This window comes from Thermus brockianus (assembly GCF_021462505.1).
Classification (GTDB): domain Bacteria; phylum Deinococcota; class Deinococci; order Deinococcales; family Thermaceae; genus Thermus; species Thermus hydrothermalis.
The window spans coordinates 275,261-290,831 of record NZ_JAKEDV010000001.1 but is presented as its reverse complement, the minus strand read 5'-3'; the positions used below and the strand labels follow the sequence as shown (position 1 = coordinate 290,831).

Below are 15,571 nucleotides of genomic sequence, written 5' to 3'. Positions count from 1 at the left end.
CTAACAAAAACGGGGGAATCCCCTCCCCGGTGCCCCTCGTTTCGCAGAACTACTTTTGACAAGATGGCACAGGTGAGCTAACTTGTTTCGTCCTGGACGCTTTTCCTGCTATGTCGGGTGTGATAACATTGAGGCGTGAGGGTAGAGAGGTACCAGGGACCACCTTGGAGGTTGCGCAGGGCCTTTCGCCTCCAGGTGAGACGCACCAGGAGGGCCGGGAGGTCTCCTCTCCCCCCCCGGACCCTCCCCCTTCCCGCCTTCTACCGGGCCCCCCTTGAGGCCTGGAGGAGGGGCCAGGAAGCCCTAGCCCTCAAGGTGGGGGAGAGGCTTGGGGAGGGGTACCTTCAGGCCTTCCGGCGTTCCCTGGCCGCCACCCTCCTGAAGGTCTTAAAGACCCTCCTGGGGCTTCTCCTCGCCCTGGTAGGCCTTCCCCCTGAACCTGAGCCCCATGAGGGCTTACATGAGCCCCTGGAGGCCGAAGAGAGGGCTCCGCCCCTTCCCCTACTCCTGATCAAGAGCGCCATTACCCCGACAGCCGGACCCTAGACCTAGACCGGGAGGACGGTTTTCGGCAAAAGGTTTCCGTCCCCAAGCGGTTCCCCCACCGTTTGGGAAAAGGTCTGGGGGGAAATACAAAATGCTTCCTGAAGAGCTGAAGCGGAAGAACTTCCTGACGGTCAAAGAGATTGCGGAGTTCCTTGGAGTCTCCGGCGAGACCATCTACCGACTCGTCCGCCGGGGGGAGCTGAAGGCCTTCGTCCTTTCGGGTGAAAGGAGGACGGGGAGGGTGCTGGTGGACCGGGAGTCCTTCGAGGCCTTCCTCAAGGAGAAGACCCTCCCCGTAGAGGGGAGGTAGCCCATGGTGGCCCTGCAAAAGGATCACTCCCATTCTACAACCGACTGGGCCCTTTACTACGCCGAGCTGGGCTACCCCGTCCTCCCCCTCCGTCCCGGAGAGAAGGCCCCCCATGGGGGGCTGGTCCCCAACGGCTTCAGGAACGCCTCCCCCGACCCTGGGGTGATCGCCTCTTGGTGGGAGGCTTGCCCGGAGGCCGGGGTGGGCCTCCTGGCCCCTGAGCCCGTCCTGGTCCTTGACGTGGACGCGGAGGAGGTCTGGGAGGAGCTACGCCGGGACTTCCCGGAGCTTGAGGCCGCCCCACGGCAGAGGACTCCCAAGGGCGGGGTACACCTTTTCCTCCGGCTCCCTGATGGGGTGAGGCTTTCCGCCAGCGTGCGGGTTTTGAAGGGGGTGGACCTCCGGGGCATGGGGCGGGCCTACGTGGTGGCCGCGCCTACCCGGCTCAAGGACGGGAGGGGGTACGAGTGGGAGGTGCCCCTGGTGAGGCCGGAGGAGCTTCCCCTGGTGCCGGACGAACTCCTTCTGAAGCTCCTCCCTCCCCCGCCACCGCCCAGGGACTGGACCCCGGCGGAAGGGGTGAGCCCCAGGCGACTAAGGGCCTACCTGGAGGCCTACGCCAGGCAGGTAGAGGGGGCCCCGGTGGGGGCACGTCACAACACCCTCATCCGCTACGCCGTTGCCGCCGGGGGGCTCATCCCCCACGGCCTAGACCCCAGGGAGGCGGAAGAAGTCCTGGTGGCCGCCGCCATGAGGTCCGGACTCCCGGAGAGGGAGGCGAGGGATGCGGCGAGGTGGGGACTGGAGAAGGGGGAGAAACGTCCCCTCCCCCTGGAGGAGAGGCCCCTACCTCCCCAGCCTTCCCCTAAGCTTCGGTTTGCCAAGCCCCGGCTTTGCTACAAGCCCCGGCTCAACTTCGGGAGGTGGAAGTAATGGGCCTCAAAAAGATTGACCTCCATACCCCCCTCCCGAAGATCACTTGGGTGTGGGAGGACCTTGCCCCAAGGGGGTTTGTGAGCGTGGTGGCCGCCCTTCCGGGGGTGGGGAAGACCGCCATCCTCACCGGCCTGGCGTGGCAGGCCACCCGGCCCCAGGGGGAGCTTTTGGGCCGGAAGGTGGAGAGCACCCCGGTCGTCTACGTGGACTTTGACGCGGCCTCTGGGGACGGTAGGGGGATCAGATGGTGGATTGAACGGCACAAGGCCGCTTACCCGGATGGGGACATAGACCGGTTGATGATCTACGAACCGGACAAGAACACCTACGGCCTAGGAGAGGAGGAGCTGGCCCAACTGGAAGAGGTGGTGAAACAGACCGGGGTGGGGCTGGTCATCGTGGACTCCTTTTTGGCCGCCTTTCCGGTGGACCCCAGGCGGGCCGAGCAGGTATACGCCCCCCTCCGGGCCCTCGCCGACCTGGCCGCAAGAACCGGGGCCGCCGTGGTGGTCGTTGACCATCTTCCGAAGCCCATAAACGGTGAACAGGCCGGGGTCAGGGGAGTCCTGGGGTCCATCGCCAAGACGGCGGCGGCCAGGGCAGTCCACGTCCTGGTCAGAGTTCCACCTAGGGATGTCGGAGGGCGGCACGTCCTGAAGTGGGAGGTGCAGAAAAACACCTTCGCCCGAATCCCCGACCCCTTCGGAGTAGAGGTGATCTTTGAACCGGAGAAGGTGTACGTGGTGGAGACACCCCTCCCGGAGGGGGTGGGGAACCCCCAAAAGGACAAGGCCAAGGCGGTGGTGGTCAACGCGCTCTCCACCGGGGAGGTAGTGACGAGAAAAGCCCTCCTGGAGAAGATCGCCCAGGAAGCGAACGTGACGAGGAGGACCGCCGAGCGGTACCTAGACAAGATCGTGGAAGAAATGAACCTGTCCAAGGTCTACATGCCCGGTAGGGGAGCACCGATCGGGTACCGCTGGGCCGAAGCTTCTCCACCTGAGGAGGCCTCCCCAACTGAGGAGGATCAAGACTCTACCTCGGCTTCCCCTGAAGAGGGGTGGTACGTCCTGGGGTGAGAACGGTGAGAGAGAGGGGAGGGGCGTATATATGTCGGTTGTCGTGAAAAAATCGCTTTGGCCCTTCGTTACGGCAAAAGATTTGACGACACCCCCCTGTCGTCAAATGGTCCTGGTGTCGTCAAATCCTCCCCCTCCCCCCTCCCCCGATTTGACGACAGACCTACGATTTGACGACACCCCCTTGTCGTTAAATCTTTTGCCGTTCAGGACGGGGGGGAAGGATTTTTTTACGTCAAAAACCTGCATATATAGCCCCCCCCACCCTGAACGGGCAAAGGTGGAGGAAAAGGGGGGGCGGCCGGGGAAAAAGAAGGGAGGTCTGGTCGTGGGAGAACTCTACTTGGTGAAGCGGTCCGAGGGAAGGCTCCTTCTTAAGCCCTCGGACCCGGAGGTCGTGGACCAGCTGAGGCCCAAGGTTGAACACCTGAAGCGCGTCCTCCAGGAGGGGGAGGTCGCCCCCCTCCCGGAGGCCCTGGAGAGGGTGGCCCTAGGGGAGGCCCTGGAGAGGGTCCGTCCCCCGAAGGTCCAGGTCTGGGGCCCGGACAAGACCCTGGTCTACAACGCCCTGGTGGTGCCCTGGTCTGAGGGCTTTGACCCCTACGAGTGGGCGGGTGAACTCCTAGGAAGGCTACGGGAGAGGTTCCCCTCCCTGGAGGTCTTCGGGGTCTGGGCCGGAAATCCTCCGAGGAGGGAACCCCTGATGGAAAGAAGCGTCTCCTACCCCCCGCAGGCTCCTGGCCGAGAGACCCCCGGTGTGATCCGGGGGTTGTTCAATGTTTTGAGAATGTTTTGAGAACGTTTTTGAGAATCCTTGAAGGGGAAGTACCTCCCCTCCTGGTGGAGGTTTTCCCCACCCTTGGAGAATCTTTTGAGAATCTTTGAGGACGTTTTTTGATAACGAAGGAGACAGTATTCCGTATGTGATACAAAGTGGGGGAAGCCCCCTCCGGGGTGGAGGGGTCCAAAGGAGGAGGAAGACATGAAAGCGATCGGGGAACGCAATCGGACGGTTCGGTTAACGGGGGGAGTCCTGGTCTTCAACCCTGAGCTGACGGAGAACGAATACTACGAGCTTCTGGGGCTTCTCCCTATGCTCCAGGCCGCCCTGGAAGAGGGTGAGGAGGTCACCCTAGAGGAGGCTTACGCCCGCCTCCGGGCCCCCCTCTGGGACCGCATGCGGGTGGAGCGCCTGGTGGAGAAGCTGAAGGAGCTTCGTCCCCCCGTCCTGGGAGTCCTTGTTGACCTGTGGAAGGTGACCTTCCCCATCCCCTGGGAGGAGGAGGGCTTTGACCTCCGGGAGTGGACCTCAAAGACGTGGGAGGAGATCAAGAGGACGGCCCCCCGTCCCCTCAGGGTCTACTTCTCGGCCGAGTGGCCCAAGGAGAGGCGGTCTATCTCCGGTATCTACGGTAAGCGGCTAGGATAGGGAAAGCTCCATAGGCTTCCCGTTCTCCCCCCTCCGGAAGGAGGGGGTTCCTTTTTGGAGAAATCCCTCCTCCTGTAAAGGGTGCAAAATAAAGTAGCCCCACCGGGGGAGGACTCGGTGGGGGCCATAGGAGGAGGCTCTATGGAAGATACTATCACGAAGACAAGTATCGGGTTCTTCCAGGTTGAACTGGACCTTCTCCCTGTGGTCTACCGGGTCTTCTCGGCCGTCTGGTCTATGCCCATTGACCGGATCAACGTCACTCTCTCCCCCTCGGACGAGGTCGTGGAGTGGGACTACCGGGTCACGGCCCCCGACAAGGAGGCTCTAGTGGACCTCAAGGTCGCTTGGGAGGCGGAGAACTACGGCACCCTCGCCCCTCCCACCACCTCCGAACTTGTCGTGAAGCTTCGCAACGGGGTGAGCGTCCTACTCCTGACGAGTGAGAGGGTTTTTCTGATCCCCCCTGGGCGCTACAGCCCCCCGACCAAGTGGAGCCTCCGGTCCCTGGAGAAGGTGGCCTCCCTGGTGGCGGACCTCCGGGATGTGGAGGGGTGGAGACCCCTGGACCGTCTCAGGGAGGCCTACGGGGCACTCCGGCCCTAAAACGGCCGTTAAGGGGTCGGGAGAGAAGGGGGGTACTTCCTCCTTGACCTCCTTCCCCCCCGGCTTAAAAGGGCTTACAGGGCCTCAGAAGGCTTTTGCGGTCTTGAAGGGGTCAGGGACCGGGTTACACACCCTTGGGGAGTAACTTCGCGAAACTTTTCTTTCGCGCAGATAGGTTGAACTGACGGGCCCCAGGGGGGTAAGGTCCGGTCATGGGGAGGAGAAAAGGAAGCGTCTACTTCCATGCCCCCTCCGGCCGTTGGTGCGCCTCCCTGACCCTCATGAGCGCTGGGGGGAAGCGGGAGAGGGTGGTGCGTTATGCGGACAGCCGGGAGGAGGCCGAGGCCCTTCTGGCCGAACTGGTGGCCCGATACCTGAAGGGAACCCTTCCCAGGCCGGAGGCCGTCACCTTGGCGGAGTGGGCCCAGTCCTGGTGGGAGAGGAAGCGTAAGGAGGTCCGGCCCCGGACGGCCGCCATGTACCGGGACGAACTGGCCTACGCCCTCCCCTCTCTCAAGAACCCCCAGGCCCCTGACCCCCTGGGGAGGATGCGCCTCCAGGCCGTCCAGCCCGCCCACATCCGGGCCGTGCTGGACTCCCTGGCCGAACGGGGGCTTTCCGTCCGTACCCTCCGGATGGTGCGCCAGAGGCTTCACGCCGTTTTTGAGGAGGCCCTGAACCTGGAGATGATCCCCCGAAACCCTGTGGCCCCGGTGAAGGTCAAGGCCCCCAGAGGGAGGGAGAAGGCGGGCCGGGCCCTCGAACCTGCCGAGGTAGCCGCCCTCCTCAAGGCCCTGGAGGCCCACCCCGATCCCCGCACCGCCATGGCCCTTCGCCTCATGCTGAACCTGGGCCTTCGGAGGGGGGAAGCCCTCGGTCTCCAATGGGGGGATATAGACCTGGAAGCTGGCCTCCTCACCGTGAGGAGGGTTTGGACGGAGAGTGAAGGGAAAGCCCTGGTGACGGAGCCCAAGACGGCTTCTTCGAGGCGGGTCGTCCCCATTCCCCACCAGACCTTAGAGCGCCTGAAGGTCTATAAGACCTGGTGGGAAGGGGTCTACGGCGAGGCGAAGGCCGAGGCCTGGGCCTTTCCCGGTGAAGATCCCTCCCGCCCCCTGAACCCGCACGCTCCCAACTGGGCCCTTCGCCGGATTTGCCAACGCCTGGGCCTTCCCCCGGTGAGGGTCCACGACCTCCGGCACACCTACGGCTCCCTCCTCCTCGCCGCCGGGGCTCCGGTGGAGCTGGTGGCGGAGAGAATGGGCCACGCCAACCCCAACATCACCCTAGGGGTGTACCGCCACCTTCTGGAGGAGGAGAGGAGGGGCTTTGTGGTGGACCCGGAGGAGCTTCTTGCAAACCGCCCAAAAGCCTAGTTTTGGGCCGTAACTCGGCCGTAAAAAAGGCCCCCCGGCTAACTACCGGGGGGTGAAGCTTTGTGTCCTGGACTGGTGGCGGCGGTGGGACTCGAACCCACGACACCACGATTATGAGTCGTGTGCTCTAACCACCTGAGCTACGCCGCCAAGGGCGCCAGGCAACCCCCATCTTAGGGGAGGCTTCGGGTTCGGTCAAGCAGCAAGGGCATCACGCGTTGAAGAGCACGAAAAGGACATCTCCGTCCTGCACCTCGTACTCCTTGCCCTCCAAGCGCACCCAGCCCCGCTCCTTGGCCTTGGCCCACCCCCCCGCCTCCACCAGCCGGTCCCAGGGGATGACCTCGGCCCGGATGAAGCCCCTTTCCATGTCCGAGTGGATCTCCCCCGCTGCCTCCGGGGCCTTGGCGCCTCGGCGCACCGTCCAAGCCCGCACCTCCTTCTCCCCAGCGGTGAAGAAGGTGAGGAGGCCCAAGGCCCGGTACCCCGCCTGGGCCAAACGCTGCAGGCCGCTTTCCTTAAGGCCGTAGGCGGCGAGGAGCTCCTTAGCCTCCTCTTGCGAGAGCTCGGCCAGTTCCGCCTCCAGCTTGGCGGACACCACCACCACCTCCGCCCCTTCCGCCTCCGCCTTCTCCCGCACCGCCTGGACGTGAGGGTTCCCCGCCCCCTGGGGTAGGTCCTCCTCCGCCACGTTGGCCACGTAGATCACCGGCTTGGCGGTGAGGAGGGGGGTTTCCTTGAGGAAACGGCCTAGTTCCTCGGAAGGGGGAAAGGTGCGGGCGGGCTTTCCCGCCTGGAGGTGGGCGTAGAGGCCTTCCGCCGCCTCCAAAAGGGGAAGCTTCTCCCGGTCAGCGCGGGCCTCCTTGCGCAGGCGTTCAAGCCGGCGCTCCAAGGTGGCGAGGTCGGCGAGGAGGAGCTCGGTCTCCACCACCTCGGCGTCCTCCAAGGGGTCCACCCGGCCCATGACGTGCACCACCCCGGGGTCGGGAAAGCACCGGAGGACGTGGGCGATGGCCGCCACCTCGCGGATATGGGCCAAAAACTGGTTCCCGAGCCCCTCCCCCTTATGGGCCCCCTTCACGAGGCCGGCGATGTCCACGAACTCCACGTGGGTGGGGACCACGGGGGGTACCCTTTCCCCTTTGGCGAAAACCTTCTGCAGGGCGTAAAGCCTTTCGTCCTCTAGGGGCACCACCCCCACGTTCTTGTCAATGGTGGCGAAGGGGTAGTTGGCGGCGAGCGCCCCGGCTCGGGTCAGGGCGTTAAAGAGGGTGGACTTGCCCACGTTGGGTAGACCTACGATGCCGACTGCAAGCATGCTTACCTCAAAAAAAGCCCCGCTTGGGGGCCTCTTTCCATCCTATCACGCCCTTTGCGTATGATGGCGGGGTATGGACCTGGCCGCCCACATTGACCACACCCTCCTGAAACCCACGGCCACCCCGGAGGAAATCCAAAAGGTGGCGGAAGAGGCGCTGGAGTACGGCTTTTATGGCCTTTGCATTCCCCCCTCCTACGTGGGCTTCGTGCGGGAGCGCTACCCCCATGCCCCCTTCCGCCTGGTGACCGTGGTGGGCTTTCCCCTGGGGTACCAGGAAAAGGAGGTGAAGGCCCTCGAGGCTAGCCTGGCCTACGCCCGAGGGGCGGACGAGATTGACATGGTCCTCCACCTGGGCCGGGCCCTATCCGGGGACTTGGCCTACGTGGAGGAGGAGGTGCGCGCCGTGCGCCGGGCGGTGCCCCGGGCGGTGCTCAAGGTGATCCTGGAAACGGGCCACTTCCCCCCCGAAGCCCTGGAGGCCCTGGCCGAGGCCGCCATCCAAGGCGGGGCGGACTTCCTCAAGACCTCCACGGGCTTTGGCCCCCGGGGGGCGAGCCTGCCCGACGTGGAGCTCCTGGTGCGGGTGGCGAGGGGCCGGGCCCAGGTGAAGGCGGCGGGGGGCATCCGGGACCGGGAAACCGCCTTGAAGCTCCTGGCGGCGGGGGCGAGCCGGCTCGGCACCTCCAGCGGCGTGGCCCTGGTGCGGGGGGAGGAGGCCGGTGGGTACTAGGCGGAAGCCAAAGACCCTAGGGGGGCTTCCCGGCTACCTGCTCCTCCTCGTCCTTCTCCTCCTTTGGGCCTACCAAGAACTCCGGAGGCCCGCCCCGCCCCCGGTGGAGGCGGGGAAAACGGAGGTCTACTTCATGCCCCAGGATGGGGAACGGGCCAAGGCCCGCCTCCTCGCCCTCATGGCCTCGGCCCAGGAAGCGCTAGAGGGGGCCTTCTACGAGTTCCGCGACCTCAAGATCGCCCAAGGCCTCCTCGCCGCCCACAAGCGGGGGGTAAGGGTCCGGCTTTACGGGGAAAGCGACTACCGGGAAGACTTCCGCCGCTACCTGGTGGCGGCCTCCCTAGGGCAAGGGGAAGAACCTCCAAGGGTACCCCGCGCCCTCCTAAGGGAAAGGGTCAAGCCCCTTTCCCTAGACTGCGAGGAAATCGCCGGCATCCCCGTCTGCTACGACGAGCAGGAAGGCTTCATGCACCACAAGTTTCTGGTGGCGGACCAAAAGGCGGTGTGGACGGGAAGCGTGAACATGACCTGGAACGCCTTCGCCCGCAACAACGAAAACGCCCTCCTCCTCCCCTCCCCCACCTTGGCGGAAGGCTACGCCCGGGAGTTCCAGGCCCTTTATGGGGGCGCCAAGGAGGGCCTGGGCCGCCCCGTGGACTTCGCCCTGGAGGGGGTAGAGGGTACCGCCTACTTCAGCCCCCAAGGGGGCAAGCTCGCCCAAGAGGCAATCCTTCGCCAGATCCGGGCGGCGCAGAGGGAAATCCTGGTGGCCGCCTTCGTCCTCACGGACCGGGAAATCGTGGGGGCCCTCTTGGAGGCCAAGAAGCGGGGTGTGGACGTGCGGGTGGTCCTCGAGGCCCGCAACCTGGGGGATAGCCAAGACGAAAGGCTCCGCGAGGAGGGTATCCCCGTGCGCAAGGACGCCAACCCCTACACCCTGCACCACAAGGTCATGGTCCTGGACGGAAGCCACGTGATCACGGGAAGCTACAACTTCTCCTTCCGCGCCCGGGAGGTGAACAACGAAAACCTCCTGGTCCTAAGGAGCCCCACCCTGGCGGAGGCCTACCGAAAGGAGGTGTTAAGGCTTTGGGAGGCGGGCGAACCCCTTTAGTCCTGGCCTCCGGTAGCCCCAGGCGCAGGGCCCTCCTCGAGGCCCTGGGCTACCCCCTCAAGGTGGTGGTCCCGGGGGTCAAGGAAGAGGGCCTGGACCTCCCCCCGGCCGAGCTCGCCCAGGCCCTCGCCCGGCGCAAGGGGGAAAGCGTGGAAGGGGAATGGGTCCTGGCGGCGGACACCGTGGTGGACCTCATGGGCAAGGCCCTCGGTAAGCCCAAGGACCCGGAGGAGAACCGCCTTTTCCTCAGGCTCCTTTCCGGGAAAGCGCACCTCGTCCACACCGCCATCTACCTGCGCACCCCCAAGGACCTGGTCCTGGAGGTGCACACGGCAAAGGTGCGCTTCCGTTCCCTTTCCGAAGAGGAAATCGCCTGGTACGTGGCAAGCGGGGAAGGCCTGGACAAGGCAGGGGGCTACGGGGCCCAGGGGCTCGGCATGGCCCTTTTGGAAGGGGTGGAGGGCGACTTCTACACCGTGGTGGGCCTCCCCGTCTCCCGGGTCTTCGCCCTGCTTTGGGAAAGGGGGTTTAGGCCGTGAGCGAAACCGCCTGGCGCCGCCTCTTCCTCCTCGCCCTCCTCGCCCTAGGGCTCACCCTGGCCGCCCTCACCCGGCCCCTCGCCCCCTCGCTTTCCCTCCGCCTCTCCCCCCTCACCGCTCCCTTGCCCGCCTTGGGGCACCGGTTTGGGGAAAACCTCCACGCGGGGGTTTCCGCCCTCCTAAACCGCCAAGACCTCTACCGGGAAAACCGCCTCCTCAAAGACCGGGTAGCGGCCTTAGAGGCGGAAAACCGCAGGCTCCGCCTGGAGGTGGAGCGCCTTTCCCGGGCCCTGAAGGTCCAGGAGGAGCAGGCCCCGGGGGTGGTGGCGGTGGCCCCCGTGGTGGGAGAAGACCTTTCGGGGCTTTACCGCCGCTTGGTGATTGGCCTGGGCGAGCGGGACGGGATCCGGGTGGGCATGCCCGTCACCGCCCCCGAGGGGCTTGTGGGCCTGGTGGTGGAGGTGGAGGCCAACCGGGCCCTGGTGCGCACCCTCCTAGACCCGGAAAGCCAGGTGGGGGTGCGGCCCGAGAAGGCCCCGGGGCGGGGCATCGCCCGCGGCGCCCCGCCGGACCGCCTCCTCGCCGAGTTTCCCCCCACGGTCAAGGTGGCCCCGGGAGACCTCCTCCTCACGGGGGCGCCCTTAGGCCTTTTCCCGGCGGGCATCCCCGTGGGCCTGGTGGAGCGGGTGGAGCGGGTACAGGGCGGGCTCAAACTAAGGGCCTGGGCTAAGCCCTTGGTGGAGCTTTCCCTCTTGGAAGAGGTCATCGTCCTGAGGCCCTTATGACGGCGCTTGTAGCCCTTCTTCTCACCCTTTTCCTGGCCGGGCTCCTTTCCGCCCTTTGGCCCCAAGGGCTTATGGCCCCGGACCTCTTCCTCCTCCTCGCCCTTTGGTACGCCGGGGGAAGGCCCTACTACCTGGGGCTTCCCATGGCTTTCCTCTTCGGCCTCCTCCAGGACCTTTTGGGGTATGGCCTCCTGGGCCTCCACGCCACGGGCCTCCTCTTCGCCTCTTACGCCTTCTACGCCGCAAGCCGCCGCCTGGTGGCCGGGGAAGGCCTGGGAACCATCTTCGCCTTCCTCTGGGCTTTCCTCGCCAAGTGGTTCGGCTACTTCCTGGTGGCCTACTGGCTCCGCCTGGAGTTGCCGCCCCTCTCTCTCCTGGACCTCCTCCTGGAAGGGGTTTTCACCCTGCCCCTCTTCCTCCTTAGCCTGCGCCTACGGGTTGGCAAGGGAACATGACCGCACGCCTTTACGCCCTCATGCTCTTCTTCCTCCTGGCCTTTGGCCTCCTTGGCCTGAGGGCCTGGCAACTCCAGGTCCTGGAGCACGAGAAGTATGCCCTGAAGAGCCAGGGGAACTACCTGAAGACCGAGGGCATCCCTGCCCCCCGGGGGCGGATCCTGGACCGCAAGGGCCGGGTGATCGCCCAAGACCGGCTGGTGGTGGACCTGGTCTACGAGGGAGGGGAGGTGGCCTTTAAGGAAAGGCTTCTCCCGCTTTTGGGCATGAAGGAGCTCCCCAAGGAGCCGGGGGTGCTCAAGGCTGGGGTGCCGGAGCACCTCCTCCCCACCCTGGCGGAGCTCACCGCCGGGCAGGGGAACCTGAAGCTGGTGGAGCGCATTGAGCGCTACTACCCCAACCCCATCTCGGGGCCCGTTTTGGGCTACGTGCTCCAGGCCAACGCTGAACAGGTCAAACAGGGCTATAGCCCCGAGGAGCAGGTGGGGCAGGCGGGCCTCGAGGCCGCCCTCGAGCCCTACCTTCGGGGCAAGCGAGGGGTCAGGGCGGTGGAGGTGAACGTCCGGGGGGAGCGCCTGCGGGAGACCATCTTGGAGGAGCCCACCCCGGGGAAGGACGTGGTCCTCTCCCTGGACCTGGACCTGCAACGGGCGGCGGAAAGGGCGCTAGAGGAAGCCCTAGCGGACATCAATACCGGCCGCAGGCTCCATGGCCTCCCCCCCGCCACCCGGGTCAAGGGGGCCATCGTGGCCCTGGACCCGAGGACCGGGGAGATCCTGGCCATGGCGAGCGCCCCCTCCTTTGACCCGAACCTCTTCGCCAGGCGCCCCGTGCCCAAGGAGGTCCAGGACCTCCTAAAGGACCCCGACCTCCCCCTCCTCAACCGCGCCCTCCAACCCTACACCCCGGGCTCCACCTTCAAGCTGGCCACGAGCTACGCCCTCCTGGAGGAGGGCTACGTGGGCCCAAGCACCACCTACCGCTGTAGCCCCTACATCGTCTACGGGGGCCAGGTGCGCCGCAACTGGGCCACCCGGGACCTGGGTACCATGACGGTGCGGGAGGCCATCGCCTTTAGCTGCAACACCTGGTACTACCAGGCGGTGGCGCAAGACCCCTTGGGCTTCCCAGACCGCCTGGCGGCCCGCGCCCGGCTCCTGGGCCTTGGGGAGCCCACGGGGGTAGAGGTGGCGGAGAAGACGGGCCTCCTCCCCACCCGGGCCTGGAAGCGGGAGGCCTTGGGGGAGCCCTGGTACCCCGGGGAAACCCTTTCCGTGGCCATCGGCCAGGGCCCGGTCCTCGCCACCCCGGCCCAGATCGCCCGCATGCTGGCCACCCTGGCCAACGGGGGCAGGAAGCCCCGGCTCCACCTGGTAAGGCGGATCGGGGAAGAGGAGGTGAGGCCCGCCTTGGAGCCGGTACCGGGGCGCTTCTTCGCCGTGCTCCAGGAGGGCCTGCGCAAGACCGTGACCGAGGGCACGGCGCGGCACGTGCTCGGCAACTTCCCCGTGCCCACCGGGGGGAAGACGGGCACGGCGGAAACCCCGGGGAAAAGGCGGGGCCTCGAGCATGCCTGGTACATGGGCTATGGCCCCACGGACCCCCAAAGCCCCTACCCCCCCTTGGTGGTGGTGGCCTTCTTTGAAAACGGCGGGGAGGGTAGCCGGGTGGCCCTCCCCGCCGTGCGCAAGGTGATGGCGGCCTACTGGAAGGTGCCCGAGGAAGCCAGGTCCCCGTAGAATAGCCCCATGCGCCTCCGCGCCACACCCAAGGCCCTGGCCCTGCGCCTAGACGGCGGGGAAAGCGCCGAAGACATCGCCAAGCTCGCCCTCCCCGAGGGGCTTCCCCTGGAGGTGGAGGTGGCGGGCCCCGTGTCCCAAGCGGTCTTGGAAGCCCTCCTCGCCCTGGGCCGCCCTCTTACCTTGGTGCCCGCCCGAAGCCAAAAAAGCCTCGGCACCCTGGTGGTGGCCAAGACCTTGAGGGCCGGGGAGCGGGTGGAGCACCCCGGCACCATCGTGGTCCTAGGGGACGTGAACCCGGGGGCCGAGGTGGTGGCGGGGGGCGACGTGATCGTGGTGGGGAAGCTCCGGGGCCTCGCCCACGCCGGGGCGGGGGGGGACGAGGAGCGCTTCATCTTCGCCCTGAGCCTCGCCGCCAAGCAACTGCGCATCGGGCCCCACCTGGCCCAGGCCCCCGAAGGGGAGACGGCGGAAGGCCCGGAGCTCGCCCGGGTGGTGGAGGGAAGGATCGTGGTGGAGCCCTGGGCTAGAAGGCGATCCCCCCCGACGCCACCCCGTAGCGCCTGAGCACGAGGTAGATGACCCAACCCGTGAGGGCCACGTAGAGCCAGATGGGGACCAAGACCTTGGCCCAGCGCTTGTGCAGGGCAAACTCGCCCCTAAGGGCCCGCCAGATGACGTAAAGGGCCAAGGGCCCGTTCAGGGCGGCCAGGAGGGTGTGGGTGATGAGGATGAAGTAGTAGACCCCCCGCCAGGCCTCCGGCCCCCCGTAGGCGGTGGTGCCATAGAGGCCCCACTTGGTGAGGTAAAAGACCAGGAACAAGGCGGCCAGCACCGTGGCCGCGAGCATGGCCCGGTGGTGCCAGACGCGCTCGCCCCGGCGGATGAGCCCTACCCCCACCAGGAGGGCAAGCCCCGAAAGCACGATGCTCCACACGGCGAGAAGTCCCAAAAGCTCCTTCATCGGCCCTCTCCTAGACGTTCGCTCAGAAGGCGCACCGCCTCGAGGCGGGCGGTGCGGGCGTAGCTATACCCTTTGAGGTAATCCTCCTCCTGGCCCAATAGCTGGTAAAGCCGAAGGTAGGCCACCGCCAAGAGCCCGTCCCGCTCCCGGCTCGGGGGCAGGCGGTGGAGGAGCTTGGCGATTTCCCGGAAGCGCCCCGCCTCCTTGGCCTCGAGGGGAGTCTCCCTCAGGGCCCGGGCCAGGTCGTGAAGGGCTTCCCCGAGCGGCATACCGGCCCCAAGTGTACCACAAGGCTCTTCCTAGGGAATGCGCCGAGAAGTACGGTTCCCGGCGGCATCCACCGCCACCAGCACCGCCCCCGAGGGCACCTCCGCCAGGAAGGACACCTTGGGCTCCTTGGGCAGGGAAAGGGGCGTGTACCGCCCCCCCGCTTGCACCACTACCCGGTCCACCCGCACGTTGTCCTCCACCCGTCCGTAAACCCGGAAAAGGTTCCCTTCCCGCTCCACCCGTTCCACCACGATGCGGGGCGGGGCAGCATCCAACACCAGGGGGATGCGCCGCTCCGCCCGGTGGCCCTGGGCATCCACCGCCTCCAGCCTAAGCGTCACCTCCCCCGAGGTGGGGGCCTGGAGGCGGAAGCGGAAGCGGACAAGCCGCTTCCCCTTCTCCCCCTCCGCCAGCACCTCTGCCCCCTGGGCCTGGACGCTCGCCACCCCCGAAGGGTCAAAGGCGTAGCCCTCCACCATCAAGGCCCTCCCCGGGGCCACCGCTCCCCCTAAAGGTTCCACCAGGCCGAGCTCGGGTGGGGTGGTATCCGGCCGGGCGCAGGCGGAAAGAAGGAGCAAAAGTAAAAGGGGATGCCTACGCATCCCCTCTATCCTAGCCTATGCCTTAGAAGCGGTAGGCCACACCCACCCGGGCCTTGAAGACCCACTCGGGTTGGGTGACGAGCTTGTCGAGATCATCATAGCCGCTATCCCCCGGGCAGAAGCTAAGGCGATTTACGTTCCCGTTGTCGTCCTCAACAACTCTGTTAAAGCAGGCCTTCAGGTAGTAGTCCACCCCCAGGTCGCCCACCACGCTCACGTTGGGCATAAGGGGATAGGCTACCCGGACGCCAGCGCCGAAGCCGAGCTGGTTAGAGGACACAGTATAGCTGTTGATCCCAAAGGGACCAGAGATGTTGTCCTTAGGATCCGTATAGCCCCCAGAGAAAAGGTTGTAGCGGAGGCCAGCGTAAGGAGCCACCTCCACCGGCAGGCCAAGGCCCGTCACCTTGTAGAGGACGTCCAGGGAAAGCGTGATGTTCTGGCCCCACTCGGTGAGCTCGTTGTTCTTCTTATAGTCACCCCACTTTTGTCCAGGAAGATAATCCACCCCATCATCCAGCGCATCGCTCGTGGCGAACCCCACACCCAGGCGCACGCCCAGAGGAAGCCCCGGCGCCAGGTCCTCCGCCACCACGGCGAGTTGCCCGCCCAGGTTGCCATATAGCCCGGCACCGGCTTCCACGGAGAACTTCTGCGCCATAGCCGCCGTCAAAAGACCCGCTAGAGCTACAACCAAGGCTCTTTTCATGTTTTACCTCCTCATAGAGGGCTTCCACCCTCTAACCGAATGCTAACACTTTCCCAAAAGC

At 66.0% G+C, this 15,571-nt stretch carries 20 protein-coding genes and 1 tRNA gene; 15 read left to right on the top strand and 6 right to left on the bottom strand.

Going from position 1 to position 15,571, the window contains the following annotated elements:
* Positions 1 to 195: 195 nt before the first annotated feature.
* The 8 genes from LXN00_RS01600 to LXN00_RS01565 all read left to right on the top strand — a co-directional run bounded on the left by LXN00_RS01600 (position 196) and on the right by LXN00_RS01565 (position 6,282).
* Positions 196 to 546, top strand: coding sequence for a hypothetical protein (locus LXN00_RS01600; protein WP_234503755.1), 351 nt, complete (start codon positions 196 to 198; stop codon positions 544 to 546).
* A 91-nt stretch (positions 547 to 637) separates the two neighbouring features.
* On the top strand, positions 638 to 856 hold the full coding sequence (locus LXN00_RS01595; protein ID WP_126187053.1) for a helix-turn-helix domain-containing protein: 219 nt from the start codon (positions 638 to 640) through the stop codon (positions 854 to 856).
* A 3-nt stretch (positions 857 to 859) separates the two neighbouring features.
* Positions 860 to 1,789: a bifunctional DNA primase/polymerase gene (locus LXN00_RS01590; RefSeq protein ID WP_234503752.1), complete on the top strand. Its 930-nt coding sequence runs from the start codon at positions 860 to 862 to the stop codon at positions 1,787 to 1,789.
* The gene (locus tag LXN00_RS01585; protein ID WP_234503749.1) at positions 1,789 to 2,871 is read left to right on the top strand and encodes an AAA family ATPase; all 1,083 of its coding nucleotides are present in this window, start codon (positions 1,789 to 1,791) and stop codon (positions 2,869 to 2,871) included. The genes LXN00_RS01590 and LXN00_RS01585 overlap by 1 nt, the downstream gene beginning before the upstream one ends.
* 328 nt (positions 2,872 to 3,199) lie before the next feature.
* Complete coding sequence (locus LXN00_RS01580; RefSeq protein ID WP_234503747.1) at positions 3,200 to 3,667, top strand: hypothetical protein; 468 nt, start codon at positions 3,200 to 3,202, stop codon at positions 3,665 to 3,667.
* A gap of 186 nt (positions 3,668 to 3,853) precedes the next feature.
* Positions 3,854 to 4,300 (top strand): hypothetical protein, encoded by a 447-nt coding sequence (locus LXN00_RS01575; RefSeq protein WP_234503734.1) that lies wholly within the window; start codon positions 3,854 to 3,856, stop codon positions 4,298 to 4,300.
* A gap of 141 nt (positions 4,301 to 4,441) precedes the next feature.
* Positions 4,442 to 4,906, top strand: coding sequence for a hypothetical protein (locus tag LXN00_RS01570; protein ID WP_234503717.1), 465 nt, complete (start codon positions 4,442 to 4,444; stop codon positions 4,904 to 4,906).
* A gap of 212 nt (positions 4,907 to 5,118) precedes the next feature.
* Entirely contained in the window at positions 5,119 to 6,282 is a 1,164-nt protein-coding gene (locus LXN00_RS01565; RefSeq protein ID WP_126187315.1) for a tyrosine-type recombinase/integrase, read from the top strand.
* 73 nt (positions 6,283 to 6,355) lie between these two features.
* Here LXN00_RS01565 and LXN00_RS01560 read toward each other — a convergent pair.
* A tRNA-Met gene (locus LXN00_RS01560) sits at positions 6,356 to 6,432 on the bottom strand.
* A gap of 61 nt (positions 6,433 to 6,493) precedes the next feature.
* Positions 6,494 to 7,600, bottom strand: a complete 1,107-nt coding sequence (ychF, locus tag LXN00_RS01555) for a redox-regulated ATPase YchF (RefSeq protein WP_234503714.1) — start codon at positions 7,598 to 7,600, stop codon at positions 6,494 to 6,496.
* Positions 7,601 to 7,673: 73 nt separating this feature from the next.
* Between ychF and deoC the strand changes: the two genes are divergently transcribed.
* Genes deoC through LXN00_RS01520 form a run of 7 tightly spaced genes read left to right on the top strand, consistent with a single transcriptional unit; the run spans position 7,674 to position 13,532 of the window.
* Positions 7,674 to 8,333 carry a deoxyribose-phosphate aldolase gene (gene deoC / locus LXN00_RS01550; protein WP_234503712.1) on the top strand — a complete coding sequence of 220 codons (660 nt, stop codon included), beginning with the start codon at positions 7,674 to 7,676 and terminating at the stop codon, positions 8,331 to 8,333.
* Positions 8,323 to 9,447 carry a phospholipase D-like domain-containing protein gene (locus LXN00_RS01545; protein WP_234503711.1) on the top strand — a complete coding sequence of 375 codons (1,125 nt, stop codon included), beginning with the start codon at positions 8,323 to 8,325 and terminating at the stop codon, positions 9,445 to 9,447. Before deoC ends, LXN00_RS01545 begins: the two co-directional genes overlap by 11 nt.
* Entirely contained in the window at positions 9,423 to 9,986 is a 564-nt protein-coding gene (locus LXN00_RS01540) for a Maf family protein (RefSeq protein ID WP_234503709.1), read from the top strand. The genes LXN00_RS01545 and LXN00_RS01540 overlap by 25 nt, the downstream gene beginning before the upstream one ends.
* A complete protein-coding gene (gene mreC / locus LXN00_RS01535; RefSeq protein ID WP_234503706.1) occupies positions 9,983 to 10,771 on the top strand; it encodes a rod shape-determining protein MreC in 789 nt (262 codons plus the stop codon). Before LXN00_RS01540 ends, mreC begins: the two co-directional genes overlap by 4 nt.
* On the top strand, positions 10,768 to 11,226 hold the full coding sequence (locus tag LXN00_RS01530; RefSeq protein WP_234503704.1) for a rod shape-determining protein MreD: 459 nt from the start codon (positions 10,768 to 10,770) through the stop codon (positions 11,224 to 11,226). The genes mreC and LXN00_RS01530 overlap by 4 nt, the downstream gene beginning before the upstream one ends.
* The gene (locus LXN00_RS01525) at positions 11,223 to 12,965 is read left to right on the top strand and encodes a penicillin-binding transpeptidase domain-containing protein (RefSeq protein WP_234503702.1); all 1,743 of its coding nucleotides are present in this window, start codon (positions 11,223 to 11,225) and stop codon (positions 12,963 to 12,965) included. Before LXN00_RS01530 ends, LXN00_RS01525 begins: the two co-directional genes overlap by 4 nt.
* A 9-nt stretch (positions 12,966 to 12,974) precedes the next feature.
* Complete coding sequence (locus LXN00_RS01520) at positions 12,975 to 13,532, top strand: septum site-determining protein MinC (RefSeq protein WP_234503700.1); 558 nt, start codon at positions 12,975 to 12,977, stop codon at positions 13,530 to 13,532.
* Here the strand turns inward: LXN00_RS01520 and LXN00_RS01515 are convergent.
* The 4 genes from LXN00_RS01515 to LXN00_RS01500 are packed head-to-tail and all read right to left on the bottom strand — an operon-like array spanning position 13,492 to position 15,510.
* Entirely contained in the window at positions 13,492 to 13,929 is a 438-nt protein-coding gene (locus LXN00_RS01515; protein WP_234503698.1) for a DUF420 domain-containing protein, read from the bottom strand. The two genes, LXN00_RS01520 and LXN00_RS01515, sit on opposite strands and share 41 nt — an antisense overlap.
* A complete protein-coding gene (locus LXN00_RS01510; RefSeq protein ID WP_234503696.1) occupies positions 13,926 to 14,198 on the bottom strand; it encodes a hypothetical protein in 273 nt (90 codons plus the stop codon). Before LXN00_RS01510 ends, LXN00_RS01515 begins: the two co-directional genes overlap by 4 nt.
* Positions 14,199 to 14,228: 30 nt before the next feature.
* Positions 14,229 to 14,801 (bottom strand): hypothetical protein, encoded by a 573-nt coding sequence (locus LXN00_RS01505; RefSeq protein ID WP_234503694.1) that lies wholly within the window; start codon positions 14,799 to 14,801, stop codon positions 14,229 to 14,231.
* Between the two features lie 22 nt (positions 14,802 to 14,823).
* On the bottom strand, positions 14,824 to 15,510 hold the full coding sequence (locus LXN00_RS01500) for an outer membrane beta-barrel protein (RefSeq protein ID WP_234503693.1): 687 nt from the start codon (positions 15,508 to 15,510) through the stop codon (positions 14,824 to 14,826).
* Positions 15,511 to 15,571: the final 61 nt, after the last annotated feature.

Excerpts from the sequence above, each read along its gene's own strand:
- LXN00_RS01595 (WP_126187053.1), top strand. The coding sequence starts at position 638 with ATGCTTCCTGAAGAGCTGAAGCGGAAGAACTTCCTGACGGTCAAAGAG.
- LXN00_RS01590 (WP_234503752.1), top strand. The coding sequence starts at position 860 with ATGGTGGCCCTGCAAAAGGATCACTCCCATTCTACAACCGACTGGGCC.
- LXN00_RS01585 (WP_234503749.1), top strand. The coding sequence starts at position 1,789 with ATGGGCCTCAAAAAGATTGACCTCCATACCCCCCTCCCGAAGATCACT.
- LXN00_RS01575 (WP_234503734.1), top strand. The coding sequence starts at position 3,854 with ATGAAAGCGATCGGGGAACGCAATCGGACGGTTCGGTTAACGGGGGGA.
- LXN00_RS01570 (WP_234503717.1), top strand. The coding sequence starts at position 4,442 with ATGGAAGATACTATCACGAAGACAAGTATCGGGTTCTTCCAGGTTGAA.
- LXN00_RS01565 (WP_126187315.1), top strand. The coding sequence starts at position 5,119 with ATGGGGAGGAGAAAAGGAAGCGTCTACTTCCATGCCCCCTCCGGCCGT.
- ychF (WP_234503714.1), bottom strand. The coding sequence starts at position 7,600 with ATGCTTGCAGTCGGCATCGTAGGTCTACCCAACGTGGGCAAGTCCACC.
- deoC (WP_234503712.1), top strand. The coding sequence starts at position 7,674 with ATGGACCTGGCCGCCCACATTGACCACACCCTCCTGAAACCCACGGCC.
- LXN00_RS01530 (WP_234503704.1), top strand. The coding sequence starts at position 10,768 with ATGACGGCGCTTGTAGCCCTTCTTCTCACCCTTTTCCTGGCCGGGCTC.
- LXN00_RS01525 (WP_234503702.1), top strand. The coding sequence starts at position 11,223 with ATGACCGCACGCCTTTACGCCCTCATGCTCTTCTTCCTCCTGGCCTTT.
- LXN00_RS01520 (WP_234503700.1), top strand. The coding sequence starts at position 12,975 with ATGCGCCTCCGCGCCACACCCAAGGCCCTGGCCCTGCGCCTAGACGGC.
- LXN00_RS01515 (WP_234503698.1), bottom strand. The coding sequence starts at position 13,929 with ATGAAGGAGCTTTTGGGACTTCTCGCCGTGTGGAGCATCGTGCTTTCG.
- LXN00_RS01510 (WP_234503696.1), bottom strand. The coding sequence starts at position 14,198 with ATGCCGCTCGGGGAAGCCCTTCACGACCTGGCCCGGGCCCTGAGGGAG.
- LXN00_RS01505 (WP_234503694.1), bottom strand. The coding sequence starts at position 14,801 with ATGCGTAGGCATCCCCTTTTACTTTTGCTCCTTCTTTCCGCCTGCGCC.
- LXN00_RS01500 (WP_234503693.1), bottom strand. The coding sequence starts at position 15,510 with ATGAAAAGAGCCTTGGTTGTAGCTCTAGCGGGTCTTTTGACGGCGGCT.